This is a genomic window from Rhodococcus sp. G6(2025) (assembly GCF_058628105.1).
This window is the reverse complement of the sequence record NZ_CP179750.1, coordinates 5,621,805-5,647,535: the sequence shown is the minus strand read 5'-3', so window position 1 is coordinate 5,647,535 and position 25,731 is coordinate 5,621,805. Positions and strand designations below refer to the sequence as shown.

General features: G+C 67.8%; 17 protein-coding genes and 2 tRNA genes. 8 read left to right on the top strand and 11 right to left on the bottom strand.

Translation table 11 applies throughout. The features are described from left to right. Positions 1-192 precede the first annotated feature (192 nt). On the top strand, positions 193-9,516 hold the full coding sequence (locus ACLIVD_RS26030; protein WP_491930854.1) for a fatty acid synthase subunit beta domain-containing protein: 9,324 nt from the start codon (positions 193-195) through the stop codon (positions 9,514-9,516). Between the two features lie 9 nt (positions 9,517-9,525). Then, positions 9,526-9,918: a holo-ACP synthase AcpS gene (gene acpS / locus ACLIVD_RS26025; protein WP_037236411.1), complete on the top strand. Its 393-nt coding sequence runs from the start codon at positions 9,526-9,528 to the stop codon at positions 9,916-9,918. A 68-nt stretch (positions 9,919-9,986) separates the two neighbouring features. Here the strand turns inward: acpS and ACLIVD_RS26020 are convergent, their stop codons facing one another. Together ACLIVD_RS26020 and bcp are read right to left on the bottom strand one after the other, a co-directional pair. Further along, on the bottom strand, positions 9,987-10,676 hold the full coding sequence (locus ACLIVD_RS26020; RefSeq protein WP_011594442.1) for a TetR family transcriptional regulator: 690 nt from the start codon (positions 10,674-10,676) through the stop codon (positions 9,987-9,989). Between the two features lie 200 nt (positions 10,677-10,876). After that, positions 10,877-11,350, bottom strand: coding sequence for a thioredoxin-dependent thiol peroxidase (bcp, locus tag ACLIVD_RS26015; protein ID WP_007296587.1), 474 nt, complete (start codon positions 11,348-11,350; stop codon positions 10,877-10,879). Positions 11,351-11,511: 161 nt separating this feature from the next. Here bcp and ACLIVD_RS26010 point away from each other — a divergent pair, with 161 nt between their 5' ends. Next, the gene (locus tag ACLIVD_RS26010) at positions 11,512-11,733 is read left to right on the top strand and encodes a DUF3618 domain-containing protein (protein ID WP_005248277.1); all 222 of its coding nucleotides are present in this window, start codon (positions 11,512-11,514) and stop codon (positions 11,731-11,733) included. A gap of 155 nt (positions 11,734-11,888) precedes the next feature. On the opposite strand, the gene ACLIVD_RS26005 is transcribed toward ACLIVD_RS26010, so the two are convergent. Continuing rightward, positions 11,889-11,961 (bottom strand) — tRNA-Lys (locus ACLIVD_RS26005). A gap of 289 nt (positions 11,962-12,250) precedes the next feature. Between ACLIVD_RS26005 and ACLIVD_RS26000 the strand changes: the two genes are divergently transcribed. Then, the gene (locus tag ACLIVD_RS26000; RefSeq protein ID WP_283333553.1) at positions 12,251-13,489 is read left to right on the top strand and encodes a L,D-transpeptidase; all 1,239 of its coding nucleotides are present in this window, start codon (positions 12,251-12,253) and stop codon (positions 13,487-13,489) included. 62 nt (positions 13,490-13,551) lie between these two features. Here ACLIVD_RS26000 and ACLIVD_RS25995 read toward each other — a convergent pair. Next, positions 13,552-13,627 (bottom strand) — tRNA-His (locus tag ACLIVD_RS25995). A gap of 85 nt (positions 13,628-13,712) precedes the next feature. Beyond that, a complete protein-coding gene (gene orn / locus ACLIVD_RS25990) occupies positions 13,713-14,312 on the bottom strand; it encodes an oligoribonuclease (RefSeq protein ID WP_005570251.1) in 600 nt (199 codons plus the stop codon). Between the two features lie 85 nt (positions 14,313-14,397). Between orn and ACLIVD_RS25985 the strand changes: the two genes are divergently transcribed. Then, positions 14,398-16,134 (top strand): helicase HerA-like domain-containing protein, encoded by a 1,737-nt coding sequence (locus tag ACLIVD_RS25985; protein WP_283333554.1) that lies wholly within the window; start codon positions 14,398-14,400, stop codon positions 16,132-16,134. Between the two features lie 63 nt (positions 16,135-16,197). Here the strand turns inward: ACLIVD_RS25985 and cmrA are convergent, their stop codons facing one another. The 3 genes from cmrA to ACLIVD_RS25970 are packed head-to-tail and all read right to left on the bottom strand — an operon-like array spanning position 16,198 to position 19,591. After that, a complete protein-coding gene (cmrA, locus tag ACLIVD_RS25980; RefSeq protein WP_283353790.1) occupies positions 16,198-17,001 on the bottom strand; it encodes a mycolate reductase in 804 nt (267 codons plus the stop codon). Positions 17,002-17,019: 18 nt separating this feature from the next. Beyond that, positions 17,020-19,044, bottom strand: coding sequence for an FAD-dependent oxidoreductase (locus ACLIVD_RS25975; protein WP_491930853.1), 2,025 nt, complete (start codon positions 19,042-19,044; stop codon positions 17,020-17,022). Between the two features lie 13 nt (positions 19,045-19,057). Further along, the gene (locus tag ACLIVD_RS25970) at positions 19,058-19,591 is read right to left on the bottom strand and encodes a PadR family transcriptional regulator (RefSeq protein WP_280784716.1); all 534 of its coding nucleotides are present in this window, start codon (positions 19,589-19,591) and stop codon (positions 19,058-19,060) included. 126 nt (positions 19,592-19,717) lie between these two features. Between ACLIVD_RS25970 and ACLIVD_RS25965 the strand changes: the two genes are divergently transcribed. Next, positions 19,718-21,043, top strand: coding sequence for an MFS transporter (locus ACLIVD_RS25965; protein ID WP_477952984.1), 1,326 nt, complete (start codon positions 19,718-19,720; stop codon positions 21,041-21,043). Here the strand turns inward: ACLIVD_RS25965 and ACLIVD_RS25960 are convergent. The 3 genes from ACLIVD_RS25960 to ACLIVD_RS25950 all read right to left on the bottom strand — a co-directional run bounded on the left by ACLIVD_RS25960 (position 21,040) and on the right by ACLIVD_RS25950 (position 23,286). Beyond that, the gene (locus tag ACLIVD_RS25960; protein WP_491930852.1) at positions 21,040-21,618 is read right to left on the bottom strand and encodes a DUF4203 domain-containing protein; all 579 of its coding nucleotides are present in this window, start codon (positions 21,616-21,618) and stop codon (positions 21,040-21,042) included. The genes ACLIVD_RS25965 and ACLIVD_RS25960 overlap by 4 nt on opposite strands. Positions 21,619-21,700: 82 nt before the next feature. Next, on the bottom strand, positions 21,701-22,552 hold the full coding sequence (locus ACLIVD_RS25955) for an alpha/beta fold hydrolase (RefSeq protein ID WP_280782321.1): 852 nt from the start codon (positions 22,550-22,552) through the stop codon (positions 21,701-21,703). Between the two features lie 26 nt (positions 22,553-22,578). Further along, entirely contained in the window at positions 22,579-23,286 is a 708-nt protein-coding gene (locus ACLIVD_RS25950) for a TetR family transcriptional regulator (RefSeq protein ID WP_283333559.1), read from the bottom strand. Positions 23,287-23,404: 118 nt separating this feature from the next. On the opposite strand from ACLIVD_RS25950, the gene ACLIVD_RS25945 reads away from it, so the two are divergent. Together ACLIVD_RS25945 and ACLIVD_RS25940 are read left to right on the top strand one after the other, a co-directional pair. Beyond that, positions 23,405-24,514, top strand: coding sequence for a ferredoxin reductase (locus tag ACLIVD_RS25945; RefSeq protein WP_477952982.1), 1,110 nt, complete (start codon positions 23,405-23,407; stop codon positions 24,512-24,514). A 33-nt stretch (positions 24,515-24,547) separates the two neighbouring features. After that, positions 24,548-25,720 (top strand): fatty acid desaturase family protein, encoded by a 1,173-nt coding sequence (locus ACLIVD_RS25940; RefSeq protein ID WP_009474107.1) that lies wholly within the window; start codon positions 24,548-24,550, stop codon positions 25,718-25,720. The last annotated feature ends 11 nt before the right edge of the window (positions 25,721-25,731 follow it).

Sequence of the window (25,731 nt, the reverse complement as noted above, 5' to 3'; positions counted from 1 at the left end):
CACGCGATATTTCTCCGATGCACGCCTGTGACACCCCGGCGGCATTTGAACGTGAGGAAATCCTCATGATTCTGTGTCAACCTTGAACAGCCCGGAAGAGCTGATCAGAGCCGATACAGCTGGCACACGATGCCGAGGGCGGCAGACACTATCCCCACCTCCCCCTAGAGGGGACCAGGAGAGGACATACGCGTGACGATTGACGACACGACACCCGCAGGAAACGGAAAAAACTCGAAGGGTTCGCGGCGCATCGGCGTAGACCGGGACGACACTCGGTCGTCGAGCAAGGGCACCCTCGTGGATCGTCTGCTCGGAGGTGAGCCGTACGCGCTCGCCTTCGGTGGTCAGGGCGCGCCCTGGCTGAGCTCGCTGGAGGAACTGAGCCGCGACAACGGACTCGAGCCGGCACTCACCACCATCGTCAACGACGCGGCCGACCACCTGGCCCCCGTGGCGCAGGAACTCCTCGTCGTGCGCCCGGTCGGATTCGACCCCATCGCCTGGATCCTCGAGCAGGAACTCGCCGACGAAGAGGACGGCGCCCAGGCGGCCGGACCCTCCGCGGCAGCGCTCACCTCGGCGGCGGTGTCTCTCCCCGGCGTCTTCCTCACCCAGATCGCAGCGCTGCGTGCGCTGGCAGCTCAGGGCCTCGATCCCGCGGTTACGGCTCCCGTGTCGGTGATCGGCCACTCCCAGGGACTCCTCGCCGCGGAGGCCGTTGCCTCCTCGGGTCAGAAGGACGGCGAACTCCTCGCCCTCGCTCAGCTCATCGGTGCGGCTGCCGGCCTCGTCGGCCGTCGTCGCGGAGTGATCGCCGCCGCCGACTCCACCCCGATGCTCGCTGTCTCCAACGTCGACCCGGAACGACTCCGTCAGATCGTCGAGGAGCTCGCCGAAGGCCTCGAGCCCGAGCGCGCAGCCGTCCTCGGCATCCGTAACGCCCGTCGCCGCGTCGTACTGTCCGGCCCGCCCGCCCAGCTGGCACGCGTTCAGCAGCGGTGCGAGCAGATCGAGGCCGACGAGGCCCGTGAGCGCGACGCCAAGAAGCGTGGCGGCTCCATCTTCGCGCCCGTCTTCGAGCCCCTCGCGGTCGAGATCGGCTTCCACCACCCCGCACTCGCGGAGACGATCGACATCGTCGGCCAGTGGGCCGTGCGCTGCGGTCTCGACGAGGAGAAGGCCCGCGCTCTCACGAGCGCCTGCCTCGTCGATCCCGTCGACTGGGTCGCCGCCGTCGACAGCACCCTCGAAGCCGGTGCCGCGTGGATCCTCGACCTCGGACCCGGTGACCTCCTCACCCGCATGACGTCGGCCAGTGTCCGCGGCCAGGGCGTCGGCATCGTTGCCGCCGCGACCCGTGGCGGTCACCGCAACCTCCTCACCCCCGGCGCAACCCCCGAGGTTCCCGCCGCGTGGACCGAGTTCCTCCCGAAGCCGGTGTCGCTGCCGGGCGGCCGCATCGGCGTCGAGACCGCGTTCACGAAGCTGACCGGTCGTTCGCCGATCCTGCTCGCCGGCATGACCCCGACCACGGTCGACCCGAAGATCGTCGCCGCAGCAGCCAACGCAGGCCACTGGGCCGAGCTCGCCGGCGGTGGCCAGGTCACCGAGCAGATCTTCGCCGACAACGTCGAGAAGCTCACCGGGCTGCTCGAGCCGGGCCGCGCCGTGCAGTTCAACTCGATGTTCCTCGACCCCTACCTGTGGAAGCTCCACGTCGGTGGCAAGCGCCTCGTGCCGAAGGCCCGTGCCGCGGGTGCCCCGTTCGACGGTGTCGTCGTCACCGCCGGTATCCCCGAGCTCGAGGACGCCGTCTCGATCATCGGAGACCTCACCGACGCCGGCTTCAGCTACGTCGCGTTCAAGCCGGGCACGGTCGCGCAGATCCGCTCGGTCATCCGCATCGCCAACGAGGTTCCCTCGTTCCCCGTCATCGCCCACATCGAGGGCGGCCGCGCCGGTGGCCACCACTCGTGGGAAGACCTGGACGACCTCCTCCTCGACACCTACGCCGAGCTGCGCACCCGGCCGAACCTGGTCCTGTGCGTCGGTGGCGGCATCGGCACGCCCGAGCGGGCTGCCGACTACCTGACCGGCCGCTGGTCCGTTGCACACGGCTTCCCGGCCATGCCGCTGGACGGCATCCTGGTCGGCACCGCCGCCATGGCCACCCTCGAGGCCACCACCTCTGCCGAGGTGAAGCAGCTCCTCGTCGACACCCCCGGTACTCCGGACTGGGTCGGAGCAGGCACCGCCGAGGGCGGCATGGCCTCCGGCCGCAGCCAGCTCGGCGCCGACATCCACGAGATCGACAACGCCGCGTCCCGCACCGGCCGTCTGCTCGACGAGGTCGCCGGTGACGCCGACGCCGTCGCCGAGCGTCGCGACGAGATCATCGAGGCACTGAACATCACGGCGAAGCCGTACTTCGGCGACGTCGCGACCATGACGTACGAGCAGTGGCTGCGCCGCTACCTCGAGCTGGCCGTCGGCATCGACGCGGCGAAGGCATTCGACTGCGGCACCGACCTCCAGGACGCCATCACCGAGGCCACCGAGAGCCCGTGGCTCGACATCACCTGGCGTGCGCGCTTCGGTGAGATGCTGCAGCGCACCGAGTCGCGTCTGCACCCGGTCGACCGTGGCCCCATCCCCACCCTGTTCGCCGACGACGCGATTCTCGAGCGTCCCGAGGCGGCCGTCTGCGCCCTGCAGGCGCAGTACCCCGACTACGCCACCACGGTTCTGCACCCCGCGGACGTCTCCTTCTTCGTCTCGCTGTGCAAGACCCCCGGCAAGCCGGTCAACTTCGTGCCCGTCGTCGACGGTGACGTCCGCCGCTGGTGGCGTTCCGACTCGCTGTGGCAGGCGCACGATCCTCGCTACACGGCCGACCAGGTTTGCGTCATCCCCGGCACCGTCGCCGTCGCCGGCATCACGCGCGCCGACGAGCCTGTCGGCGAGCTGCTGGACCGCTTCGAGAAGGCCACGTACGACGAGCTGGTCACCGCCGGTGTCGCGCCGCTGTCGCTGCCCGCACGCCGTCACGCGGACATTGCCCGCGGCCTCCTCGACACCGTGCTGTCGGCTCCCGACATCCAGTGGGCCTCGCGCCTGACGCTGAACCCGGTTCGCCGGCTCGGTGACCTCGACAAGTGGTCGATCGAGTCCGACACCCTCGCGGTGCACGAGACCACCGGTGCCGAGCTGTCCGTCGTCGACGACCAGCAGGTGCTCCTCACCGTCCCGCTGGTGGCAGCCAAGTCCGTCCAGATCACCATCACCGTCCCCGCGTCCGTCGCGGACGGTGGCGCTCCCGTGGTCACCGAGGCCGACGCCGAGAAGTCGATGACCGCACTCCTCGCGGTCGCGGCCGGTCAGGAACTGCCCGCCGTCAAGAACGGTGTCGCACGCCTCAACCTCGCCTGGACGCCCGACCTGGTCGCCGACCACGCCGGTGTCACCGGCTCGGGTCTGCCCACGACGCTGAGCGTCAGCGGCAAGGCCGTCCCGGACGTGGTCGTCGGCGCTTGCTGGCCGGCCGTGTTCGCCGTGCTCGGTGCTGCCAAGACCGAAGACTCGCTGTCCGTCATCGAAGGCATGCTCGACCTGGTCCACCTGGACCACAGCGTCGATTTCGTCGGCGAACTGCCTTCGGAGACCAGCATTCTCGTCGTCAAGGCCGAGGTCGCCTCGGTTCTCGACACCGACCTGGGCCGCGTCGTCGAGGTCAAGGTCGAGGTCGGCGCCATGCTCGGCGAGGGCCTGGACGCGCCTGCCGTCGTCACCCTGTCGGAGCGCTTCGCGATCCGCGGCCGCACCGGCAAGGGCGAACTGTCCGACCCGGCCCGCGCCGGTGGCTCGCTGAGTGACGAGGCCGTCGACACCCCGCGTCGTCGTCGCCGCGACACCACGATCGTCGCTCCCCGCAACATGGGCTCCTTCGCCCAGGTGTCGGGCGACCACAACCCGATCCACACCTCCGACAACGCGGCACTGCTCGCCGGCCTCGGCAGCCCGATCGTGCACGGCATGTGGCTCTCCGCCGCCGCCCAGCAGGTCGTCACCGCCGTGGATCCGGCCGAGACCAAGACGCCGCCGCGTCGTCTCACCGCCTGGACCGCACGCTTCCTGGGCATGGTTCGCCCGGGCGCCGAGATCGACGTCCGCGTCGACCGCATCGCCGTGGACCGGGGCGCCGAGATCGTCGAGGTCGGCTGCCGCATCGACGGTGAACTGGTGATGGTCGCAACGGGTCGCACCGCCGCCCCGAAGACCGTCTACGCGTTCCCCGGACAGGGCATCCAGCGTCCCGGCATGGGCCTCGACGCCCGCGCCCGCTCCAAGGCCGCCCGTGAGATCTGGGACCGCGCCGACAAGCACACCCGCAAGGCCCTCGGCTTCTCGATCCTCGCCGTGGTCCGCGACAACCCGACGGTCGTCAAGGCCCGTGGTGTCGAGCACAAGCACCCGGACGGTGTCCTGCACCTGACCCAGTTCACCCAGGTCGCGATGGCGACGCTCGGTGTGGCTCAGGTCGCCGAGCTCCGCGAATCCGGTGCCTTCGTCGAGGGCGCCCTGCTCGCAGGCCACTCGGTCGGTGAGTACAACGCTCTCGCCGCCGTCGCCGGTGTGCTGCCTCTCGAAGCTGTTCTCGAGGTGGTCTTCCAGCGTGGCTCCGCGATGCACGCACTCGTTCCCCGCGACGAGGCCGGCCGTTCCGACTACCGGATGGCTGCCATCCGCCCGTCGCAGATCGGTCTGGCCGACGACGACGTCGAGGCGTTCGTCGCCGGTGTCGCCGAGGCGACCGGTGAGTTCCTGCAGATCGTGAACCTGAACCTGCGTGGCTCGCAGTACGCCATCGCCGGTACGGTCGCCGGACTCAACGCGCTGGAGGTCGAAATCGACATCCGCCGTGAGGCTTTCGGTGGCAAGCGCGCGTACATCATGGTCCCGGGCATCGACGTCCCGTTCCACTCGACGGTGCTGCGTGGCGGCGTCGACGACTTCCGTGGACGTCTCGAGGAACTGCTTCCGCAGGACATCGACCCGGCCATCCTGATCGGGCGCTACATCCCGAACCTGGTCCCCAAGCCGTTCTCCCTGAAGAAGGAGTTCGTGCAGGAGATCGCCGACCTGGTGCCGTCGAAGCCCCTCGACAAGGTGCTGAAGGACTTCGACTCCTGGGCGAAGAAGCCGGTTCAGCTCACCCGCGTGGTCCTCACCGAGCTCCTGGCCTGGCAGTTCGCCAGCCCGGTGCGCTGGATCGAGACTCAGGACCTGCTGTTCGCCGACGAGTCCGAGGGTGGACTGGGTGTCGAGCGGTTCGTGGAGATCGGTCTGGGCTCCGTCCCGACCGTCGCGAACCTCGCATCGCAGACCCTGAAGCTGCCGGGCCGCTTCGGCTACCCGGTCGAGGTCCTCAACATCGAGCGTGAAGCGTCCAACGTGTACTCCACCGACGTCGATCCGGCGCCGGTCGAGGACGACGAGCCCGCAGCACCCGCAGCCGAGGCGCCCGCCGCATCGGCCGCACCCGCCGCGGCTCCGGCCCCGGCCGCTGCACCGTCCGGTGGACCGCGTCCCGACGACATCGCGTTCAAGGCCGCAGACGCCACCAAGGTCCTGATCAGCCTGTGGACCAAGCTCCGTCCCGATCAGGTCGGCCCCGTCGACACGATCGAGGCGCTGTGCGACGGCGTGTCCTCACGGCGTAACCAGCTGCTCGTCGACCTCGGCTCCGAGCTCTCGCTCGGCGCGATCGACGGTGCGGCGGACGCCGACATGGGTTCGCTCGCCGGCACGGTCGACTCCCTGGCCCGTACGTACAAGCCGTTCGGCCCGGTGCTGTCCGACTCGATCAACGATCACCTCCGCAAGGTCTTCGGCCCCTCGGGTCGTCGTCCGGCGGCCATCGCAGACCGCGTGAAGAAGGTCTGGGAACTCGGCGACGGCTGGGCGTACCACGTCACCGCCGAGGTGGCGCTCGGAACCCGCGACGGTTCCAGCATCCGTGGTGGTGACCTCGGTGGCCTGGCCGGCGGCGGTCTCGCCGACGGCGCCGCAGTGGACGCCGTCATCGACAGCGCAGTGGCCGCAGTGGCCTCGCGCCGTGGGATCAGCGTCTCCCTCCCGTCCTCGGGTGGCGGAGCCGGTGGCACCGTCGACGCCGCGGCGCTGGGCGAGTTCACCGAGCACATCACGGGCCGCGACGGCGTGCTGGCCTCGGCCGCCCGCCTCGTGCTCGAGCAGCTCGGCTTCGCAGGCGACACGGCGACGGCAGCGCAGCCGACCGACACCGAACTCGTCGACCTCGTGTCGGCGGAACTCGGTTCCGACTGGCCGCGACTGGTCGCTCCCGCGTTCGACGCCAAGCGGGCGGTGCTGCTCGACGACCGCTGGGCCAGCGCACGTGAGGATCTGGCTCGTCTGTGGATCGACGCGGCAGGCGTGGAGTCTCTCGAGATCGAAGGGTTCGCCGGTGCAGGCAAGTCCGTTGCGGCGCAGGCCGCATGGTGGCAGGCCCGCGCAACCGACGAGGGTCGCACGGCTCTGGCCGAGAAGTACGGACGCATCGCGGAGGCGGCAGTCGTCGTCACCGACGAGACCCCGGAATGGGCAGACCAGGTCGCCGTCGTCACCGGTGCCAGCAAGGGTTCCATCGCGGCCTCGGTCGCAGGCAAGCTCCTCGCCGGCGGCGCGACGGTCTTCGTGACCACCTCGCGTCTCGACGACAAGCGTCTCGGCTTCTACCGCGACCTCTACCGCCGCAATGCTCGCGCCGGTGCCGCCCTGTGGGTGGTCCCCGCGAACATGGCGTCCTACACGGACATCGACGCGCTCATCGAGTGGATCGGTGAAGCCCAGTACGAGACGGCCGGTGGATCGAAGAAGCTCGTCAAGGAAGCGGTCACCCCGACGCTGCTGTTCCCGTTCGCCGCGCCCCGCGTGGCAGGCGACCTCGCCGACGCCGGCGCCCGCGCCGAAATGGAGATGCGCGTTCTCCTGTGGTCGGTGGAGCGTCTGATCGGCGGACTGTCGAAGATCGGTTACGACCGTGACGTCGACACCCACCTGCACGTCGTCCTGCCCGGTTCCCCGAACCGCGGCCTGTTCGGTGGCGACGGTGCGTACGGCGAGGCCAAGGCCGCGCTGGACGCTGTGGTCGGCCGCTGGAAGGCCGAGCGCAACTGGGCCGAGCGCGTCACCCTGGTGCACGCTCTCATCGGCTGGGTCCGCGGAACCGGCCTCATGGGCGGCAACGACCCGCTGGTCGAGGCCGTCGAAGGTGCCGGAGTCCGTACCTGGTCCACCCTGGAAATGGCCACCGAGCTGCTGCAGTGGTGCGAGCCCGAGGCACGTCGCCTCGCCTCCACCGAGCCGCTCGCGGCCGATCTGACCGGTGGGCTCGCCCAGGCGAACCTGGACCTGCCCGCGCTGGCGAAGCAGGCTCAGGAAGCTGCGACCGCTGCTGCCGAGGCCGACGCGGATGCGGACGAGCTCGACACCATCGCGGCTCTGCCCGCCCCGCCGCGGGTCTCCGAGTCGGTGGCACCGGCTTGGGCCGGCGTCACGGCGGCTCCGGAAGACCTCGTCGTCATCGTCGGCGCCGGTGAGCTCGGACCGTTCGGTTCCTCGCGTACCCGCTTCGAGATGGAGGTCGACGAAGAGCTTTCGGCGGCAGGCGTTCTCGAACTCGCCTGGAACACCGGACTCGTCGTGTGGGAGACCACGCCGTCCGCAGGCTGGTACGACGCCGAGACCGGGGAACTGGTTCCGGAGGCCGAGATCGCGGACAAGTACCACGACGCAGTCGTCGAGCGCTGCGGCATCCGCCGCTACGCGGACGACGGCGCGATGGTCGAGAACACCGCACCGCTCCTCACGTCGGTCTTCCTCGACAAGGACCTGAGCTTCGTGGTCAGCACCGAGGCGGAAGCACTGGCCTTCGTCGAGGCCGACCCGGAGAACACGGTCGCGACGCCGGTTCCGGACAGCGGTGACTGGCAGGTCACCCGCCGTGCGGGCACCGAGATCCGCGTCCCCCGCAAGATGAAGCTCACGCGCAGCGTGGGTGGTCAGATCCCGACCGGATTCGACGTCACCAAGTGGGGCATCCCCGCCGACATGGCCGACTCCGTCGACCGCGTGGGCCTGTGGAACATCGTCGCCACGGTGGACGCGTTCCTCACCGGTGGATTCACGCCCAGCGAACTGCTGCGGTGGGTGCACCCCTCGCTGGTCGCCAACACCCAGGGCACCGGCATGGGCGGCATGACCTCCATGAGGTCGCTGTACATCGACACGCTGCTCGGCGAGAACCGGCCGAACGACATCCTGCAGGAAGCCCTGCCGAATGTGATTGCGGCGCACGTGGTCCAGTCCTACGTCGGCGGTTACGGCGCCATGGTCCACCCGGTTGCGGCGTGCGCCACGGCCGCGGTGTCCGTCGAAGAGGGCGTCGACAAGATCAAGCTCGGCAAGGCCCAGCTCGTGGTCGCCGGCGGGTTCGACGACCTCAGCGCGGAGGGCATCATCGGATTCGGTGACATGTCCGCCACGGCCAAGACCGACGACATGCGGGCCAAGGGCATCGACGACCGTCGATTCTCCCGGGCCAACGACCGTCGTCGCGGCGGGTTCGTCGAGTCGCAGGGTGGTGGCACGATCCTGCTGGCCCGCGGTGACCTGGCACTGGAGATGGGCCTGCCCGTCCTCGGTGTGGTCGCCTACGCCGGCTCGTTCGCGGACGGTGTCCACACGTCGATCCCGGCTCCCGGAATCGGTGCGCTCGGCGCGGGACGTGGGGGAGCGGATTCGCAGCTCGCCCAGTCCCTCGGCAAGCTCGGTGTCAGTGCCGACGACATCTCGGTGATCTCCAAGCACGACACGTCCACCGCGGCCAACGATCCCAACGAGGCGGAGCTGCACGAGCGCCTCGCCGGGGCACTCGGCCGCAGCGAAGGTGCGCCGCTGTTCGTGGTCTCGCAGAAGAGCCTCACCGGACACGCCAAGGGTGGTGCCGCAGCATTCCAGCTGATCGGTCTCTGCCAGGTGCTGGACCAGGGCATCGTGCCGCCGAACCGCAGCCTCGACTGCGTCGACGAGAAGATGGCCGAGTTCGAACACCTCGTGTGGGCTCGGGAGCCGCTCCGCTTCGGCGAGCAGTTCCCGCTGAAGGCCGGTCTGCTGACCAGCCTCGGCTTCGGGCACGTGTCCGGCATGGTCGCGGTCGTGCACTCGCAGGCGTTCGTCGAGGCCATCCCGGCCGACAAGCGTGAGGCGTACCTCGAGCAGGCACGCAAGCGCACCGTCGAGGGTCAGCGTCGTCTGGCGAAGGCCATGGTCGGTGGCGGCAGCCTGTACGAGCGTCCGGCGGATCGTCGCTTCGGCGGCGACAGCGTCCCGGCCGCAGCGTCCCGTCAGCTCGAGGCGGACGTCCTGCTCACCGAGGCCGCGCGCCTCGGAGCGGACGACGTGTACAGCTCGGGTCTGCCCGGCTGCAAGTAGGAACGACGGATGGGAGTTCTGGGGATCGGCTTCGATCTCGTGACGGTGTCGGAGTTCGCCGAGCAGCTGGACCGGCCAGGGACGGCAATGCTCGACAACTTCACACCGGGCGAGCGTCGGGACGCCGTGACCCGGAGCTCCGATCCGGCTAGACATTTCGCCGCCCGGTGGGCTGCGAAGGAGGCAGTGATCAAGGCCTGGTCCACGTCTCTCTTCGCCAGCCCGCCGGTGCTGCCCGAGATGATCCACCACCTGATCGAGGTGGTGACGGATGCGTGGGGACGGCCGAGTATCCGCTTACGCGGGGACGTCGCCAAGCATCTGACCGACGTGAGGATTCACATCTCCCTCACACACGACGGAGACATGGCAGGCGCGTTCGCCGTCATCGAGTCCCTGTAGGCGCCTCCGGCGCCCGTGCGCCTTTCTGGTAGCTCCGGCAACCGGAAGGGCGCACAGGCGCGTAGCGGCTAGGTGGAGCGCGATTCCTTCTCGGCGACCAGCAGGTATGCCACCATCAGCCGTTTGAGTTCGGCGACGGCGTCCGCGTGGCTCTGATTGTCCTGCACGGAGAAGTTGAGCATCGAGTACACGACGTGGACGAGCACCTCGGCCATCATCGTCCGCCGCTCCCGCGACGTCCGCGGGGTGAGGGGCGCGAGCATCCGTGACACCTGCTCCGCGAACGCCTTCTCGTGGATGGCGCCGGTGGCGCGGGTCGAGGGCGTCGACTGCATCGCCAGCCACACCTCGCGCCTCGACGGGTCGGATGTCCACAGGCCAGCCATGTGGTCGACGAAGGAATTGAGGAACCGCAGCCAGTCGAGGGACGGGACCTCACCGTTGAACTGGGCGATCTCGTGCTGGACGCCGACGAGGTCCTGCCGGTTGAGTTCGCAGACGATCACGTACTTGTTCGCGAAGAACTGGTAGAGGGTGCCGATCGGGACGTCCGCGCGTGCGGCGACCTCCTCGCACGTGAACGATTCGAATCCCACGTCCACCAGCAACTCCCGCGATGCCGTGAGCAGCGCGTCGAACTTCCGGCGACTACGTTCCTGGGTCGGACGTCTGCGGGGCAGGAGTTCCTGCGGGTCCGACTGCAGCTCCAACGCCGGGTCCACTCGGCGCGGCGCTTGCTTGCTGACTGAAGACTCCACCGCCCCAGGCTATCCGTCTTTCGTCCGGATTCCGAAGATCCCTCCCGGTGACGCGTCGGGTTTCACCTGGGCGAGGAGACTGCTCGCGCCGTTTCGGTGTGAACGATGTGATCGCCCACAAGTTGCCGACCGCTGCGTTACCGACCCACCACAACGCCGGTGACGGACGGCCGACAACATGCAGCCGCCCGTCGCGTCGATCAGACGGACAGGTCCCGCCGCAGTTTCGCGACGTGGCCGGTGGCGCGGACGTTGTACTGGGCCACTTCGATCTTCCCGTCCTCGTCGACGAGGAACGTGGAGCGGATGACACCCTGCACGGTCTTGCCGTACATCTTCTTCTCGCCGAACGCGCCCCACGCCTCGAGCGTGGCCTTGTCGGGATCGGACAGCAGAGGGAACGTCAGTTCCTCGTTGTCACGGAACTTGGCCAGCTTCGCCGGCTTGTCGGGTGAGATGCCGATCACGTCGAGGCCTGCGCCGTTCAGGTCGGCGAGGTTGTCGCGGAAGTCGCAGGCCTGTTTGGTGCAGCCCGGCGTGCTCGCCGCCGGGTAGAAGTACACGACGACCTTGCGGCCGCGGTAGTCGGCGAGCGACACGTCGTTGCCGTCGGCGTCGGGCAGCGTGAAGGCGGGTGCGGTGTCTCCGGGGGCGAGTCTGTTGTTGTCGGTCACGAGAAGTCAGGCTACCGGGAAGGTCTGACCGTGGGCCGCGGCGCGATCGGGGGAGACAGAGTCGCTGGTCGCGTGTTCTCGTCTACGGTTGACGCAAGTGTGGGATCGTCGCGGTAGCGTCGCTCTCGCTGATCGAACCAGTCGAACAAGTTGGAGGACACGTGCCCAGGGACACCGAGAGCATCGAGCGTGAGATCGAGAACGCGCGTAATCAGCTCGCGAGCACTCTCGACGAATTGACGGTCCGCACCAACCCGAAGCGTCTCATGGAGAACACGAAGCGGACGCTGATCGCGAAGCTGAACGAGCCGGCGGTCAAGTACGGACTGATCGCCGTGGGTGCGGTGGCAGGGCTCCTGGTGCTCCGCAAAGCGTTGCGCTGAACGACCCTCGTCACTGACGGGCCGTCGGATGTGAAGTTCGCAGTGACTTCACGTTCCGGCGGCCCGTTCGTCATCCGACCGCCCACTCGGTGCGGTGAGATCGTGACACGAGAAAGGCCCCCATCCTCGTGAGAGGATGGGGGCCTTCGTGCAAGTGCGCCCACAGGGACTCGAACCCCGGACCCAGTGATTAAGAGTCACTTGCTCTACCAACTGAGCTATAGGCGCTCGCTCTTGCGAGACAGAACATTAGCGGGTCGCTTCTCGGGAATGCAAATCGCCTGGTGGCGACCGCCCGTGGCGACCCGATCCGGACGGTGGCGCGTAACAACAGCGCCGCTGGTCACGATTGATATTCGAACGTTATTGAGCGGCTCGGCGCTTGGTTGGAACCGGTCTCCAGTGGCTGGCATCATTGGAGACCACACGGTCTCGACGTGCTGATTCGTCTTGCGAAGGCGAGGGACGTGCCGGCTTGAACGTGAATTCGGAGCGAGGACGTGAAGTGGGGTTATCCATGGGTGTGGGGCGTGGCGGGCGCGTGCGTGCGCAATCGGTGAGATCCGTCTCGAAGACGGTGACGATTGTGGCGGCATCACTCGTATTCGCAGTGTCGATCGCAGGGTGCACCGTCTCCGGTGCCGACAGCGTCACGTCGGAAGGTGAGGCGCCGATCGATTCCAATCCGGTCACCGAACTCATCAAGCCGAAGCTGACGGCGTCGGCCGTCGATGGTGCGGTGGGATTCTCGCCCGGACAGCCGGTGACGGTGACGGTGGCCGACGGCACGCTGGCGGCGGTCACCATGCTCAACCCGGAGGGCGAGCCGGTCGACGGCGCCATCGCCCCCGACGGGTTGTCCTGGGTCAACACGGAGCCGCTGGGCTACGACAAGGAGTACCGGCTCGAGGTGAAGGCGAACGGACTCGGCGGCGGCACCACCTCGACGTCGGCGTTCACGACCAGCGCGCCCGGCAACGTCACCAAGCCGTACGTGATGCCGTCGGAGGGTGACGTGGTGGGCATCGGTCAGCCGATCGCGGTCCAGTTCGACGAGAACATCCCCGACCGCAAGGCCGCGGAGGCCGGCATCACCGTCACGACGAATCCACCCGTCGAGGGCGCGTTCTACTGGGTGAACAACCGTGAGGTGCGGTGGCGTCCGCAGAGCTACTGGGCCCCCGGCACCGCCGTGGACGTCAAGGTCGCCGTGTACGGCCGTGATCTCGGTGACGGACTGTTCGGCCAGGAGGACGTCCACACGGCGTTCACCATCGGCGACGCCCTGGTCGCGACGGCGGACGACAACACCAAGCAGGTGACGTTCGAGCGCAACGGCGAAGTGATCATGACGATGCCCACGTCGATGGGTAAGGACGACACACCCACCGACAACGGCGTGTACATCATCGGCGACCGGTTCGCGAACCTCGTCATGGACTCGTCCACCTACGGTGTGCCGGTCAACTCCCCGCAGGGATACAAGACGCCCGTCGATTGGGCGACGCGAATGTCCTACAGCGGCATCTTCTTCCACTCGGCGCCGTGGTCGGTGGGGCAGCAGGGGTACTCGAACGCGAGCCACGGCTGCCTGAACCTGAGCCCGTCCAACGCGAAGTGGGTGTACGACAACACGAAGCGCGGCGACATCGTGATCGTCAAGAATACGCTGGGCGGCACGCTGTCGGGCACGGACGGCCTCGGCGACTGGAACATCCCGTGGGATGTCTGGAAGGCGGGCAACGCCAACGCCTGACGGCGGGCGTCAGACCAATCGCAAAGAGGAAAGCCCCCGGCCGAGGCCGGGGGCTTTCCGTGTGGGGTGAGTGACGGGACTCGAACCCGCGACAGCCAGGATCACAACCTGGTGCTCTACCAACTGAACTACACTCACCATGTGCTTCAGGCACCGCCCGGGGGCAGTAACTTCGGCGAGGAAGATACTAGCGCGTCCGGTGCCCGAGAAGCCAATCGGTATCTCAGGCGGGCCCGAGTTCCTCGACAACTGCGGCGATGTCGCTGGTAGACGGTCCGGGCTCGGGCACGAACGCCGTCTTCCGGTAGTACTTCAGTTCCCGGATCGACTCCTTGATGTCGGCCAGGGCGCGGTGGGCGAGACCCTTTTCGGGCTGACCGAAGTAGATCCGCGGGTACCAGCGCCGGGACAGTTCCTTGATGGAGCTGACGTCGATCATCCGGTAGTGCAGGTAGGTGTCGAGGTCCGGCATGTCGCGGGCGATGAATCCGCGGTCGGTCGCGATCGAGTTGCCTGCGAGCGGCGCCGTCCCGGCGACCGGCACGTGCTCGCGGATGTAGGCGAGCACCTGCTGCTCGGCCTCGGCGAGCGTGACCGTGGACTTCCGGACCTCGTCGGTCAGCCCCGAGTTCTCGTGCATCTTGGTCACCACGTCGGGCATGGCCGCGAGCGCGTCGTCGTCGGCGTGGATGACGATGTCGACACCCTCACCGAGCACGTTCAGCTCGCTGTCCGTGACCAGAGCTGCGATCTCGATCAGCTTGTCGGTGCCGAGCCGGAGCCCGGTCATTTCACAGTCGATCCACACAAGTTTGTCCTGCACCAGGAACACAGTAGTCACGTGAGTGACGGGATAAGGTCTGCGGTGGACACTTTCTCCCGACGTGCGTGATTCGAGGAGGGCTTGGATGACCCAGCAATCGCAGGACGGCGACGCGACCTCGACCCCGGCGGAAAGGGCGGCGGCGGCGAGGGCGGCGGCCGCCGAAGCGGCCAGGATCGCGGCGGAGGCTGCGGCAGCGGCAGAGGCGGCGGAGCAGGAAGCCCGGGACGCGGAGGCCGCGGAGAACCGTGCTCCCGCAGACGTCGCCGCCTCCTCCGGTGCCGCCGCGGACATCGCGGCCGGATACTCCTCGGAGGGTGCGGCTCTGGAGCTGGGAACGGTGGTGCTCGACGGCGCCGTGGATCCGGCGGCCCGGGTGCGTATCCCGCTCGCGACGGTCAACCGGCACGGACTCGTCGCCGGCGCCACCGGGACGGGAAAGACGAAGACGCTGCAGGGTATTGCCGAGCAGTTGTCGGCTGCAGGGGTTCCCGTGGTGATGGCCGACGTGAAGGGCGACCTGTCGGGCCTGTCGCAGCCGGGTGAGGCGGGCGACAAGATCACCGCCCGAGCGTCCGAGACGGGTGACGACGAGTGGCGGCCGGCGGGATCCCCGGTCGAATTCCTCTCGCTGGGAACGGAAGGCTTGGGGATTCCCGTCCGCGCGACCATCACGGCGTTCGGGCCGATCCTGCTCGCCAAGGTTCTCGGGCTCAACGAGACTCAGGAGTCCACGCTGGGGCTGATCTTCCATTGGGCCGACGTTCAGGGGCTTGCGCTGCTCGACCTGTTGGATCTGCGATCGGTCATCGCGCATCTCACCAGCGACGAGGGCAGGGCCGATCTGAAGGGGATCGGCGGCGTGTCCCCGGCCACGGCGGGTGTGATCCTCAGGGCCCTCGTCAATCTCGAAGCCGACGGCGGCGACACGTTCTTCGGGGAGCCCGAGCTCGAGACCGAGGACCTGCTCCGGGTGATCGACGGCAGGGGCGTGATCACGTTGTTCGAGTTGGGCGCCCAGGCCGCGCGCCCGGCATTGTTCTCCACCTTCCTGATGTGGGTGCTGGCCGATCTGTTCCAGACGTTGCCCGAGGAAGGCGATCTCGACAAACCCAAACTCGTCTTCATCTTCGACGAGGCGCACCTGCTCTTCGCGGACGCGTCGAAGGCGTTCCTGCAGCAGGTGGAACAGACCGTGAAGCTCATCCGCTCGAAGGGTGTGGGGGTCTTCTTCTGCACCCAGTTGCCGACGGACGTCCCGAATGCGGTGTTGTCACAGCTCGGCGCGCGGATCCAGCACGCGCTGCGCGCTTTCACTCCCGACGATCAGAAGGCGCTCACGAAAACGGTACGGACGTACCCGACCACCGAGAACTACGACCTCGAGAAGGCTCTCACCTCACTGGGCATCGGTGAGGCGATCGTCACGGTCCTGTCGGAACGGGGGGCACCGACGCCGGTGGCGTGGACGAGGATTCGGCCTCCCCGCTCGCTGATGGACACCATCGGCAACGACGCGATCACCGCCGCGGCGTCGTCGAGTCCGCTGTCGGCGAAGTACCGGCAGACCGTCGACCGCGAATCGGCGTACGAGAAGCTGACGGCCAAGGTCGCCGGGGCACCGGCCACGGAACCGGGCCTCGACCTGCCCCCGCTTCCCGACCTGCCGCCCCCGCCGCCCGCACAGCGGGAGGGTCCGAACATGGCCGAACAGATTCTCGGGAACTCCGCGGTGAAGAGCTTCCTCCGCTCGGCCGCGTCGGCCGCCGGCCGCGAGATCTCCCGCAGCATCTTCGGGACGGGCAAACGTCGCAGGCGCTAGAAACGCTGGGCGAATGTACCTTTCAGCGCCTCGGCAGGGGTGACCGGTACATTCACCCGGGGGTCATCCGCCCAGCTTCTTGTAGAACGTTCCGACGATCGGGGCGACCACCGCGCGCGGGCTGTACTGCCCGGCAACGGACATCGCCTTGCTGATGATGCCGGGCACGACGCGCATCTTGTTGTCGGCCAGACCATCGAGTGACACCTTGGCGGTGTATTCGCTGGAGATCCACAGGAAGTCGGGCACCAACTTGTCCACGATCGACGCGTCCGCCGGATCGGGCTCCTCGGTGCGGACCGGGCCGGGTGCGAGCAGCGTGACGTTCACTCCCGTTCCCTTGAGTTCGCCGCGCAGCGACTCGGAGAAGGTGTTGACGAACGCCTTGCTGGCCGCGTAGGTGGCGTTGTGGGGGATGGGCATGTTGCCTGCCGCGGAGCCGACCATGAGGATGGCGCCGGACTTGCGTTCGAGCATCCCGGGCAACACCGCGAGGGTGAGGTCGTGCACCGCAACGGCGTTGAGTTCCACCTGGGCCCGCTCGTACGCGGGATCGAGTCCGGCGACCGGGCCGAACGTGGCGATGCCCGCGTTGTTGCACAGGACGCTGATCTCACGTCCGGACAGTTCGGTGACGAGGGTGGCCCGCGCGTCGCGATCCGACAGATCGCACGCGCGCACGTCGACCTCGACGCCGTGCTTGTCACGCAGGGCCGCAGCGAGTGAATCCATCACCTCGCCGCGGCGCGCGACGAGGATCAGGGAGTGGCCCCGGGAGGCCAGGTCGGTGGCCAGCGCCTCGCCGATTCCGGACGAGGCGCCGGTCACGACGGCGCGGGCACTGGGGGTGGGGTTCGGCAAGCTCACGGTCAGCAGCGTAGTGCGTCAGATGCGCGCGGCGAGCCGGGTGCCCTGCTCGATCGCGCGTTTGGCGTCGAGTTCGGCTGCGACGTCGGCGCCGCCGATGACGTGGGTGGTGACGCCGGCGACGGTCAGTTCGTCGACGAGGTCACGCACCGATTCCTGACCTGCGCAGATCACGACGTTGTCGACGGCGAGGGTGCGGGGCCTCTCGCGTTTGGCGCCGAACGTGATGTGCAGGCCGTCGTCGTCGATGCGCTCGTAGTTGACCCCGGACAGTTCCTGCACGCCCTTGTTCTTCAGCGCTGCCCGGTGAACCCAGCCCGTGGTCTTCGCGAGTCCGGCGCCGATCCGGCCGCTCTTGCGCTGCAGCAGGTACACCTCGCGCGGCGACGGTTCGGGAATGGGTGTGGTGAGGGCGCCCGCCGCCGCTTCGGGTTCGGTGACACCCCACTCCTGCTTCCACTCCTTCAGGTCGAGCGTCGGCGAGTGCTCGTGGGTGAGGAACTCGCTGACGTCGACGCCGATCCCACCGGCCCCGATCACCGCGACCGACTGCCCGACGGCCTTGCCGCCCCGCACGACCTCCGGATACGTGAGCACCTTCGGGTGGTCGATACCCGGAATGGACGGAACCCGCGGCGTCACCCCGGTCGCGACGATCACCTCGTCGTACTCGCCGACCAGCTCGGTCGCGTTGACACGGCTGTCGAGCCGGACGTCGACACCGGCGAGCGGAAGCTGGCGGTTGTAGTACCGGATCGTCTCCGCGAACTCCTCCTTGCCGGGGATCTTGCGGGCGATGCCGAACTGTCCGCCGATCTCCGAATCCGCCTCGAACAGGGTCACCGAGTGGCCGCGCTGTGCCAGGCCCAGTGCTGCCGACAGGCCCGCGGGTCCGGCGCCGACGACGGCGACACGCTTCGCGGCCCGGGTGGGGGAGAGTGTCAGTTCCGTCTCCCGGCCTGCACGGGGATTCAGCAGGCACGACACGTGCTTGCGGACGAAGGCGTGGTCGAGGCAGGCCTGGTTGCACGCGATGCACGTGTTGATCTCGTCGGGGGTGCCCGCTTCGGCTTTGCGCACCCAGTCGGGATCGGCGAGCATCGGGCGCGCCATCGAGATGAGCTGCGCGTCACCGCGGGTCAGGATTTCCTCGGCGACCTCCGGCATGTTGATCCGGTTCGACGCGGCCACGGGGATGCTCACGTGCTTCTCGAGCTTGCCGGTGATGTCGGCGAACGCGGCCCGCGGCACCGACGTCACGATCGTCGGAACACGGGATTCGTGCCAGCCGATGTCGGTGTTGATGATGGTCGCGCCCGCGGCCTCCACTTCCTGTGCCAGCGCGACGATCTCGTCCCACGTCTGACCGCCCTCGACGAGGTCGGCCATCGACAGGCGGAAGATGATGATGAAGTTGGGGCCCACCGCCTTGCGAGTGCGGCGGACGATCTCGACGGCCATCCGCCTGCGGTTCTCGGGAGTGCCGCCCCACTCGTCGGTGCGCTTGTTGGTGCGCTCGCACAGGAACTGGTTGATGAAGTAGCCCTCGCCGCCCATGATCTCGACGCCGTCGTAGTTCGCCTGCTGCGCGAGCCGGGCGCAGCGGACGAAGTTGCGGATCTGCCAGCGCACGCCGCGGCCCGTGAGTTTGCGGGGCCGGAACGGGTTGATCGGGGCCTTGATCGACGAGGCGGAGACGCTGAAGGGCTGGTAGCTGTACCGGCCGGCGTGCAGGATCTGCAGGGCGATCTTGCCGCCCTCGTCGTGCACCGCCTTCGTGATCGCGCGGTGCCTGCGGGCCTCGACTCGGTGGGTGAGCTTGGCGCCGAACGGCAGCAGCCAGCCCGTCCGGTTGGGCGCGTAGCCGCCGGTGACGATCAGCGCGACACCTCCGCGGGCGCGCTCGGCGAAGTACTCGGCCAGACGGGGAATGTCCTTGGCGCGATCTTCGAGCCCGGTGTGGATGGAACCCATGATCACCCGGTTCTTCAGCGTCGTGAAACCGAGGTCGAGGGGAGCGAGGAGCTGCGGGAACTGGGTCATTGGCGGCGTGTCCTTACTGTGCGAGCGCGTCGAGTACTTCTTGGCACCAGTCGGCGAATCCCTCTTCGACGCGGATTCCGCCGCGCAGGACGAGGTACTGGTGCAGGGCTGCCCCGGAGAGCTGGTCCGGTGCGGGAAAGTCACGTTTTTCGATCATGCGGTAGACCTCGAGCCGGGCGGCGTGGCCGTCGCGGTGGCGAGCGACCTCGGCCGTGAGTGCGGCGATGTCACCGTGCTGAGCGGCGCGGATCTTCACTGCCAGCTCGTTGCGCAGGTGGTTGGGCTCGGTCGGTTCGGCGATCCAGCGCTCGAGTTCCGCGCGCCCGGCCGCGCTGACCCGGTACACCTTCTTGTCGGGTCTGCTGTCCTGCGCCACGACCTCGGCGTCGACCCATCCGGACTCGTCCATGCGTTTGAGGACGCGGTAGATCTGCTGGTGGGTGGCGCTCTGGAAGAAGCCGATGGATTTGTCGAACCGGCGCGCCAATTCGTAGCCCGAGCCGGAGTGCTCGGTGAGGGAGACGAGGAGCGCATGTTCGAGTGCCACGAACCGAAGTATGTATGCAACGAGGTGCGTATGCAACTGAGTGCATGCTTAGTAGTTCCGTCCGAGCGGGACACTCGTCGCGTCGGACCGTACGAACTCCCCGTTCGCTCGCATAGGCTCGCGGACATGAGCACCGACGTTCGTCCGCCGGCCGGGATCGGCGAGGCCGCGACGCGCAGACAGGTTGTCGCGTGGGGGTTGTGGGACTGGGGATCGGCCGCGTTCAACGCCGTGATCCTCACGTTCGTCTTCTCCGTGTACCTGACGGACGCCGTGGGGGAGGACCTGCCGGGGTCGATCTCCGCGAGCACGTGGCTCGGGTGGTCGCTCGGCATCGCCGGTTTCCTCATCGCCGTGCTCGCCCCTGTCACCGGTCAGCGATTCGACGCCGCCGGACGACGTAAGTGGGCGCTCGGTGTCCTCACGTTCGCGACGGTCGGGTGCATGGCGGCGATGTTCTTCGTCCGCGACTCGTATCAGTACCTGTGGCTCGGACTGGTGCTGCTGGCCGCGGGTTCGGTGATCTTCGAACTGGCCGGCGTCCCGTACAACGCGATGCTCAGGCAGGTGTCGACGCCGGCGAACATCGGCCGGGTGTCCGGGTTCGGCTGGGCGATGGGCTATTTCGGCGGGATCGTGCTGCTGCTGCTGTGCTACTTCGGATTCATCTCCGGTGACGGCGACAACCGGGGATTCCTCGGGCTCACCACCGACGGCGGACTGAACATCCGGATGGTGGCGCTGCTCGCCGCCGTCTGGTTCGCGATCTTCGCGATCCCCGTCCTGCTGAAGGTCCCCGAGCTACCCCGCCCCCACGCGGATCCGGGTGCCGACAAGGCCGGTTTCGTCGAGTCGTACCGGGTGCTGTGGCGCGATCTGCGCGACCTCTGGGTCGCCGACCGGCGCACCGTGTACTTCCTGGTGGCGAGTGCGCTGTTCCGCGACGGACTGGCCGGTGTCTTCACGTTCGGCGCCGTCCTCGCCGTCAACGTCTACGGCATCGGCGCGGGTGACGTGCTGCTGTTCGGCGTCGCGGCCAACGTCGTCTCCGCGCTCGGCGCGCTCACCGCCGGCCGGTTCGACGATCGGATCGGACCGAAGACCGTCATCATGACGTCCCTGATCGCGATGATCGTGGTCGGCGTCGTACTGACGGCCGTCTCCGGACCGGCCATGTTCTGGATCTTCGGACTGCTGCTGTGCCTGTTCGTCGGTCCCGCGCAGTCATCCGCGCGGACGTTCCTGGCCCGGATCACACCGCCAGGCCGGGAGGGGCAGATGTTCGGTCTGTACGCGACCACCGGTCGCGCGGTGTCGTTCCTCTCGCCCACCCTCTTCGGGCTGTTCGCCTGGTGGTTCGCGGCGGATCGGGCCGGGATCATCGGACTGGTGATCGTGCTCGCGATCGGGCTCGCCGCGCTGACGGTGGTGAGGGCACCCGAGCGCGACTAGCGCCGCGCGCGATTGTCATCGATCCGGAGCTTCTCCGGGAACAGCCGCCGCTGTGTCAGCCAGCCCGCCGCCGCCACGACGATCCAGATCAGCGTGGCGAAGAACTGCTGGCTGCCCTCGTTCGGATCCTCCAGGAAACCCAGCGGGGGGATGGCCAGGCCGAGCCCGGTCAGGACCATGCTGGCGCCGCCGAGCGCGGTGAGCCACAACAACGCCCGCGCCCGGTACCGGTCGGCGAGGAAACCACAGGCGACGGCGAGCGCGACGATCACGACTCCGCTGAGGAGCCAATTCGCGTCGTCGGGTTGCAGGACACGACTGAGCTTGGCCCCGATGACGGCGCCGGTGATGATCCCGAGAAAGAATGCGGCGAACTTGAAGATCAGGGTGGTGGCCACCCACGCCACGACTGCCCCGATCGCCGCGACCAGGAACGTCGTCTCGAGCGACAGCGACAGCAGATTGGCCAGGAGCCAGCCGAGGCCGAAACCCGAGGCGAGAACGGCGACGTGGAGTGAACCGACACCGGCGAAGCACAGAACGGCGCCGACCAGAAGGATTGCGATGCCACTCATGGTGCCCTCCCACGGTGCACGAGACGAGTAGTGCCATCAAACCAGAACGCACGCCCCGTCGAGGGGAAGAGCGGATTTCGGTTCAGTTCGGTGCGGTTCCGGTACGCGTGAGGATCGCGTCCGCGAGGGCGTCGGGCCGCTGCTCCGGGATCCAGTGCGTGGCACCGTCCAGGACGACGAACTCGTAGGGCGCATCGACGAACTCGCCGCACCTTTCCGCTCCCGCACGCCCCAGCGCCTGGTCACCGGTGCTCCAGACGTAGGTCGTGGGAACGGTGACGGCAGGCGTCTGCTCGAAGTCGCTCGTCATCGCGCGGTACCAGTTCAGCGCGCCGGTGAGCGCGCCCGGTTCGCCGAGCAGCGCGACGTGCCGGTCGACGAGCGCCGGCGCGACGACGTCACCGAACATCGCGCGCAGCGCCCGCGCGTTCTCCTCGAGGAGGACCCGCTCGGCCTTGCCTTCCGTCCTGAGGAGACGAATGTAGGAGGAGCGTTCCTTCTGATCGGCGTCCTCGCGCAAGGCCCAGCCGAACGCGCCCGGATGTGGCACCGACACGGTGGTGAGCGAGGTGATCCGGTCGGGGTGCCGCGCCGCGACGACCCACGCCACGGCGGCTCCCCAGTCGTGCCCGACGAGATGTGCCGAGTCGAGACCGAGTGCGTCGAGCAATCCGATTACGTCCGCGACGAGGTGGTCGATCCGGTAGGAGTCGACTCCGTCGGGTCGCGCACCGGGCGAGTATCCGCGCTGGTTCGGGGCGAACGTCCGCAGACCGGACTCGTTCAGCAGGGCGCTGACCGGTTCCCAGGACGCGGCGCTCTCCGGAAACCCGTGCAGGAGAACGACGGGGACGCCGTCGGCCGGACCGCTGGTGGTGACGTCGAACGTCAGGTCGCCGAGGGTGATGTGCGCGTGTTCCGAGGTTGACAACATGCCCCCACCGTACGGCGAGAGCGCCACTACTTCGCGGGATTCCACCCGCTCATGCCGAGCATGATCAGGCGCAGTTGCCGTTCGGCACGCGCGACCACTTCGGCCTCACTTCGGCTTCCGGGACGATCGGCCTCGAGCAGATCGACGACGACGGCGAACATGGTGGACACGATCAGGTCGGCCGCCATCTCCAGGTCGTCGTGGTCCCAGGACTGCAGACCGTCGATGCGGGACAGGTCAACCGTGAGTTCGCTGACGAACAGCTTCATCTCGGTCGCGATCGCCCGGCGAATTTCCGGGACGCCGCCGTAGCGTTCGCGGCTGAGGAACCGGAACTGCGCCTCGTGGGTGCGGACCTGCCGCACGAGGATGTCGAGGGATGCGCCTGCGCTCTTGGTGCTCGGGGTGCGGCGGGCGTCGCGGAGCATCTGCCGCAGAATTCGCATGCCCTCCTCGACGAGCACCACGCCGAGCTCCTCGATGGACGCGAAGTGGCGGTAGAACGCGGTGGGCACGATTCCCGCGGTGCGGGCGATCTCGCGCAGGCTCACGCCGGCGAAACTACGGTCCGCCATGAGTTCGAGTGTGCCGTCGAGAAGGGCCTTCCTCGTGCGCTCCTTGCGGGCTGCCCTGCTCTCCGGTTCGGCGCCGGTCGACTGACTCACGGCAGTGAGTGTATTCGCGGCCGCGCCGACACCCGTCATCTCCGGGTGCTCGTACTCGTCATCCGGCATGCGTATCCGATCGCTGTCTGGGGTGTGCGTGCGGTCACATTTCGATTGACAAGTTCCTGTCTCTCTCTGTCACACTATTGTCAGTGTACAACCGTGCACTCAAATGGAGGAGGCTGACGTGTCAGTTGCCCACACCAGTCGTCCGGCGGAGGGACGCAGGTTCTCGCTGCTGTCGTTGTTCGAGGCGATGGCCACTCCGCACCAGCTCGACCGCTACCTCGAACTTGTCACTCCCATGGTCACCGTGCGCGACCTGCGAGCCGAAGTGGTCGAGGTCCGGCGGTCCACCGCCGACACTGTCACCCTCACGCTGCGTCCCACCCGTCAGTGGCGGGGATTCCGTGCGGGGCAGTTCGTGCAGGTGGGCGTCGTGATCGACGGGGTTCGGCACACCCGGTGCTACTCACCGGCCAATGCACAGGCGTCCACCGACGGGCTCGTCGAGCTGACGATCAAGGCGCACCCCGACGGTCTGGTCTCGCAGTACCTGCACGCCCACGCGCACCCCGGTCTGGTGCTCGACCTGTCTCAGGCGGCGGGCGAATTCACCCTCCCGTCTCCGCGCCCTCGCCGGCTCCTGCTGGTGAGCGGAGGCAGCGGAATCACCCCGGTTCTGTCGATGCTGCGCACCCTCGTCGACGAGCAGCACTTCGGAAGCATCACTTTTCTGCACTACGCGTACACCGAAAACGACGTCGCGTACCTCGACGAGTTGCGCGCACTCGCGGACGCGAACGCCAACGTCTCCCTCGTGTTGGCGTACACCGATCAGGAAACCGGCGGCCATCTCCACGGGTTCTTCGGTCAGGAGCACCTCGACGCGGTTGCGCCCTGGTACGCGGACGCCGAAACCTTCCTGTGCGGCCCGCCCGGACTGATGCGTGGCGTTCGGGAGGTGTATCGCGAACTCGGCATCGAGGACCGTCTGCACACCGAGGAATTCGCTCCCGCCGCAGCCCCGGCGGAGGGTGAGGCCGGTGGCGAGGTGTCCTTCACCGCCAGCGGTGTCACCGCGGACAATTCCGGCGCCACGCTGCTCGAACAGGCGGAGGCCGCCGGGCTCCATCCCGAGTACGGGTGCCGGATGGGCATCTGCTTCTCCTGCACGACGGTGAAGAAGTCGGGGTGCACCAAGAACGTCCGCACCGGCGACGCCGACACCGACCCGGACAAGGCGATCCAGCTGTGCGTCTCGGTTCCGGTGGGCGACGTCGCCCTCGACATCTGACTTTCACAAGACATTCAACGCTTGGAGACCGACATGTTTGGACTCTCACTCTCGTTCCTCCCGTTCGTCGACGGCTCCGACGGTTCCCGCAACGACGCCCCGGTGGTGCTCAGTCACGACCAGGTCGAAGAGATCGGCCGGGAACTGGACGCCCTCCGCGACCGGACAGTTGCGGACCTCGGCGCCGAGGACCGCGAATACATCTACAAGATCATCAAGGCGCAGAGGGGATTCGAGGTCGCCGGCCGCGGGCTGATGTACCTCGGCTTCTTCCCGCCGGCCTGGATCGCCGGGGTCGGTGCTCTCGGTGTGTCGAAGATCCTCGACAACATGGAGATCGGCCACAACGTCATGCACGGCCAGTACGACTGGATGCGTGAACCGGGCCTGAACTCCCGCGTGTTCGAGTGGGACACCGTCTGCCCGGCCGATCAGTGGAAACATTCCCACAACTACATGCACCACACGTACACCAACATCCTCGGCCGGGACCGGGACATCGGCTACGGCATCCTCCGGATCGACGAGGCGCAGAAGTGGAACCCCTACTATCTGGGGAACCCGGTCTACGCCTTCTTCCTGATGATGCTGTTCGAGTGGGGCGTCATGATGCACGACCTGGAAGCGGAGAACGTGATCCAGGGCAAGCGGAAGTGGCACGACGTCAAGCCGCTACTGAAGGGCTGGTGGCGCAAGGCCGGTCGGCAGGTACTCAAGGACTACGTGATCTTCCCGGCGCTCACCGGGCCACTGTTCGTCCCCACACTGCTCGGCAACGTGACCGCCAACCTGATCCGCAACGTGTGGGCGTACTCCATCATCTTCTGCGGCCATTTCCCCACCGGCGTGCAGAGTTTCACCGAGGACGAGACCGCGGAGGAAACTCGCGGCGAGTGGTACGTCCGGCAGATGCTCGGAAGCGCGAACATCGAGGGGAGCCCGCTGTTCCACATCATGTCGGGCAACCTGTCGCACCAGATCGAGCACCACCTGTTCCCGGACCTGCCCGCCCACCGGTACCCGGAGATGGCACCCGTCGTGAAGGCGCTGTGCGAGAAGCACGGGCTGCCCTACAACACCGGTGGCTTCTTCAAGCAGATCGGCTCCGTGTGGGGGAAGATCTTCAAGTTCGCGCTGCCGCCCGGTCTCGTCTCGTCCGACACCCCTCCCGGTGTTATCGTCGAGCGGCAGAAGACTGCAGCCTGAGAGGCGAAAAC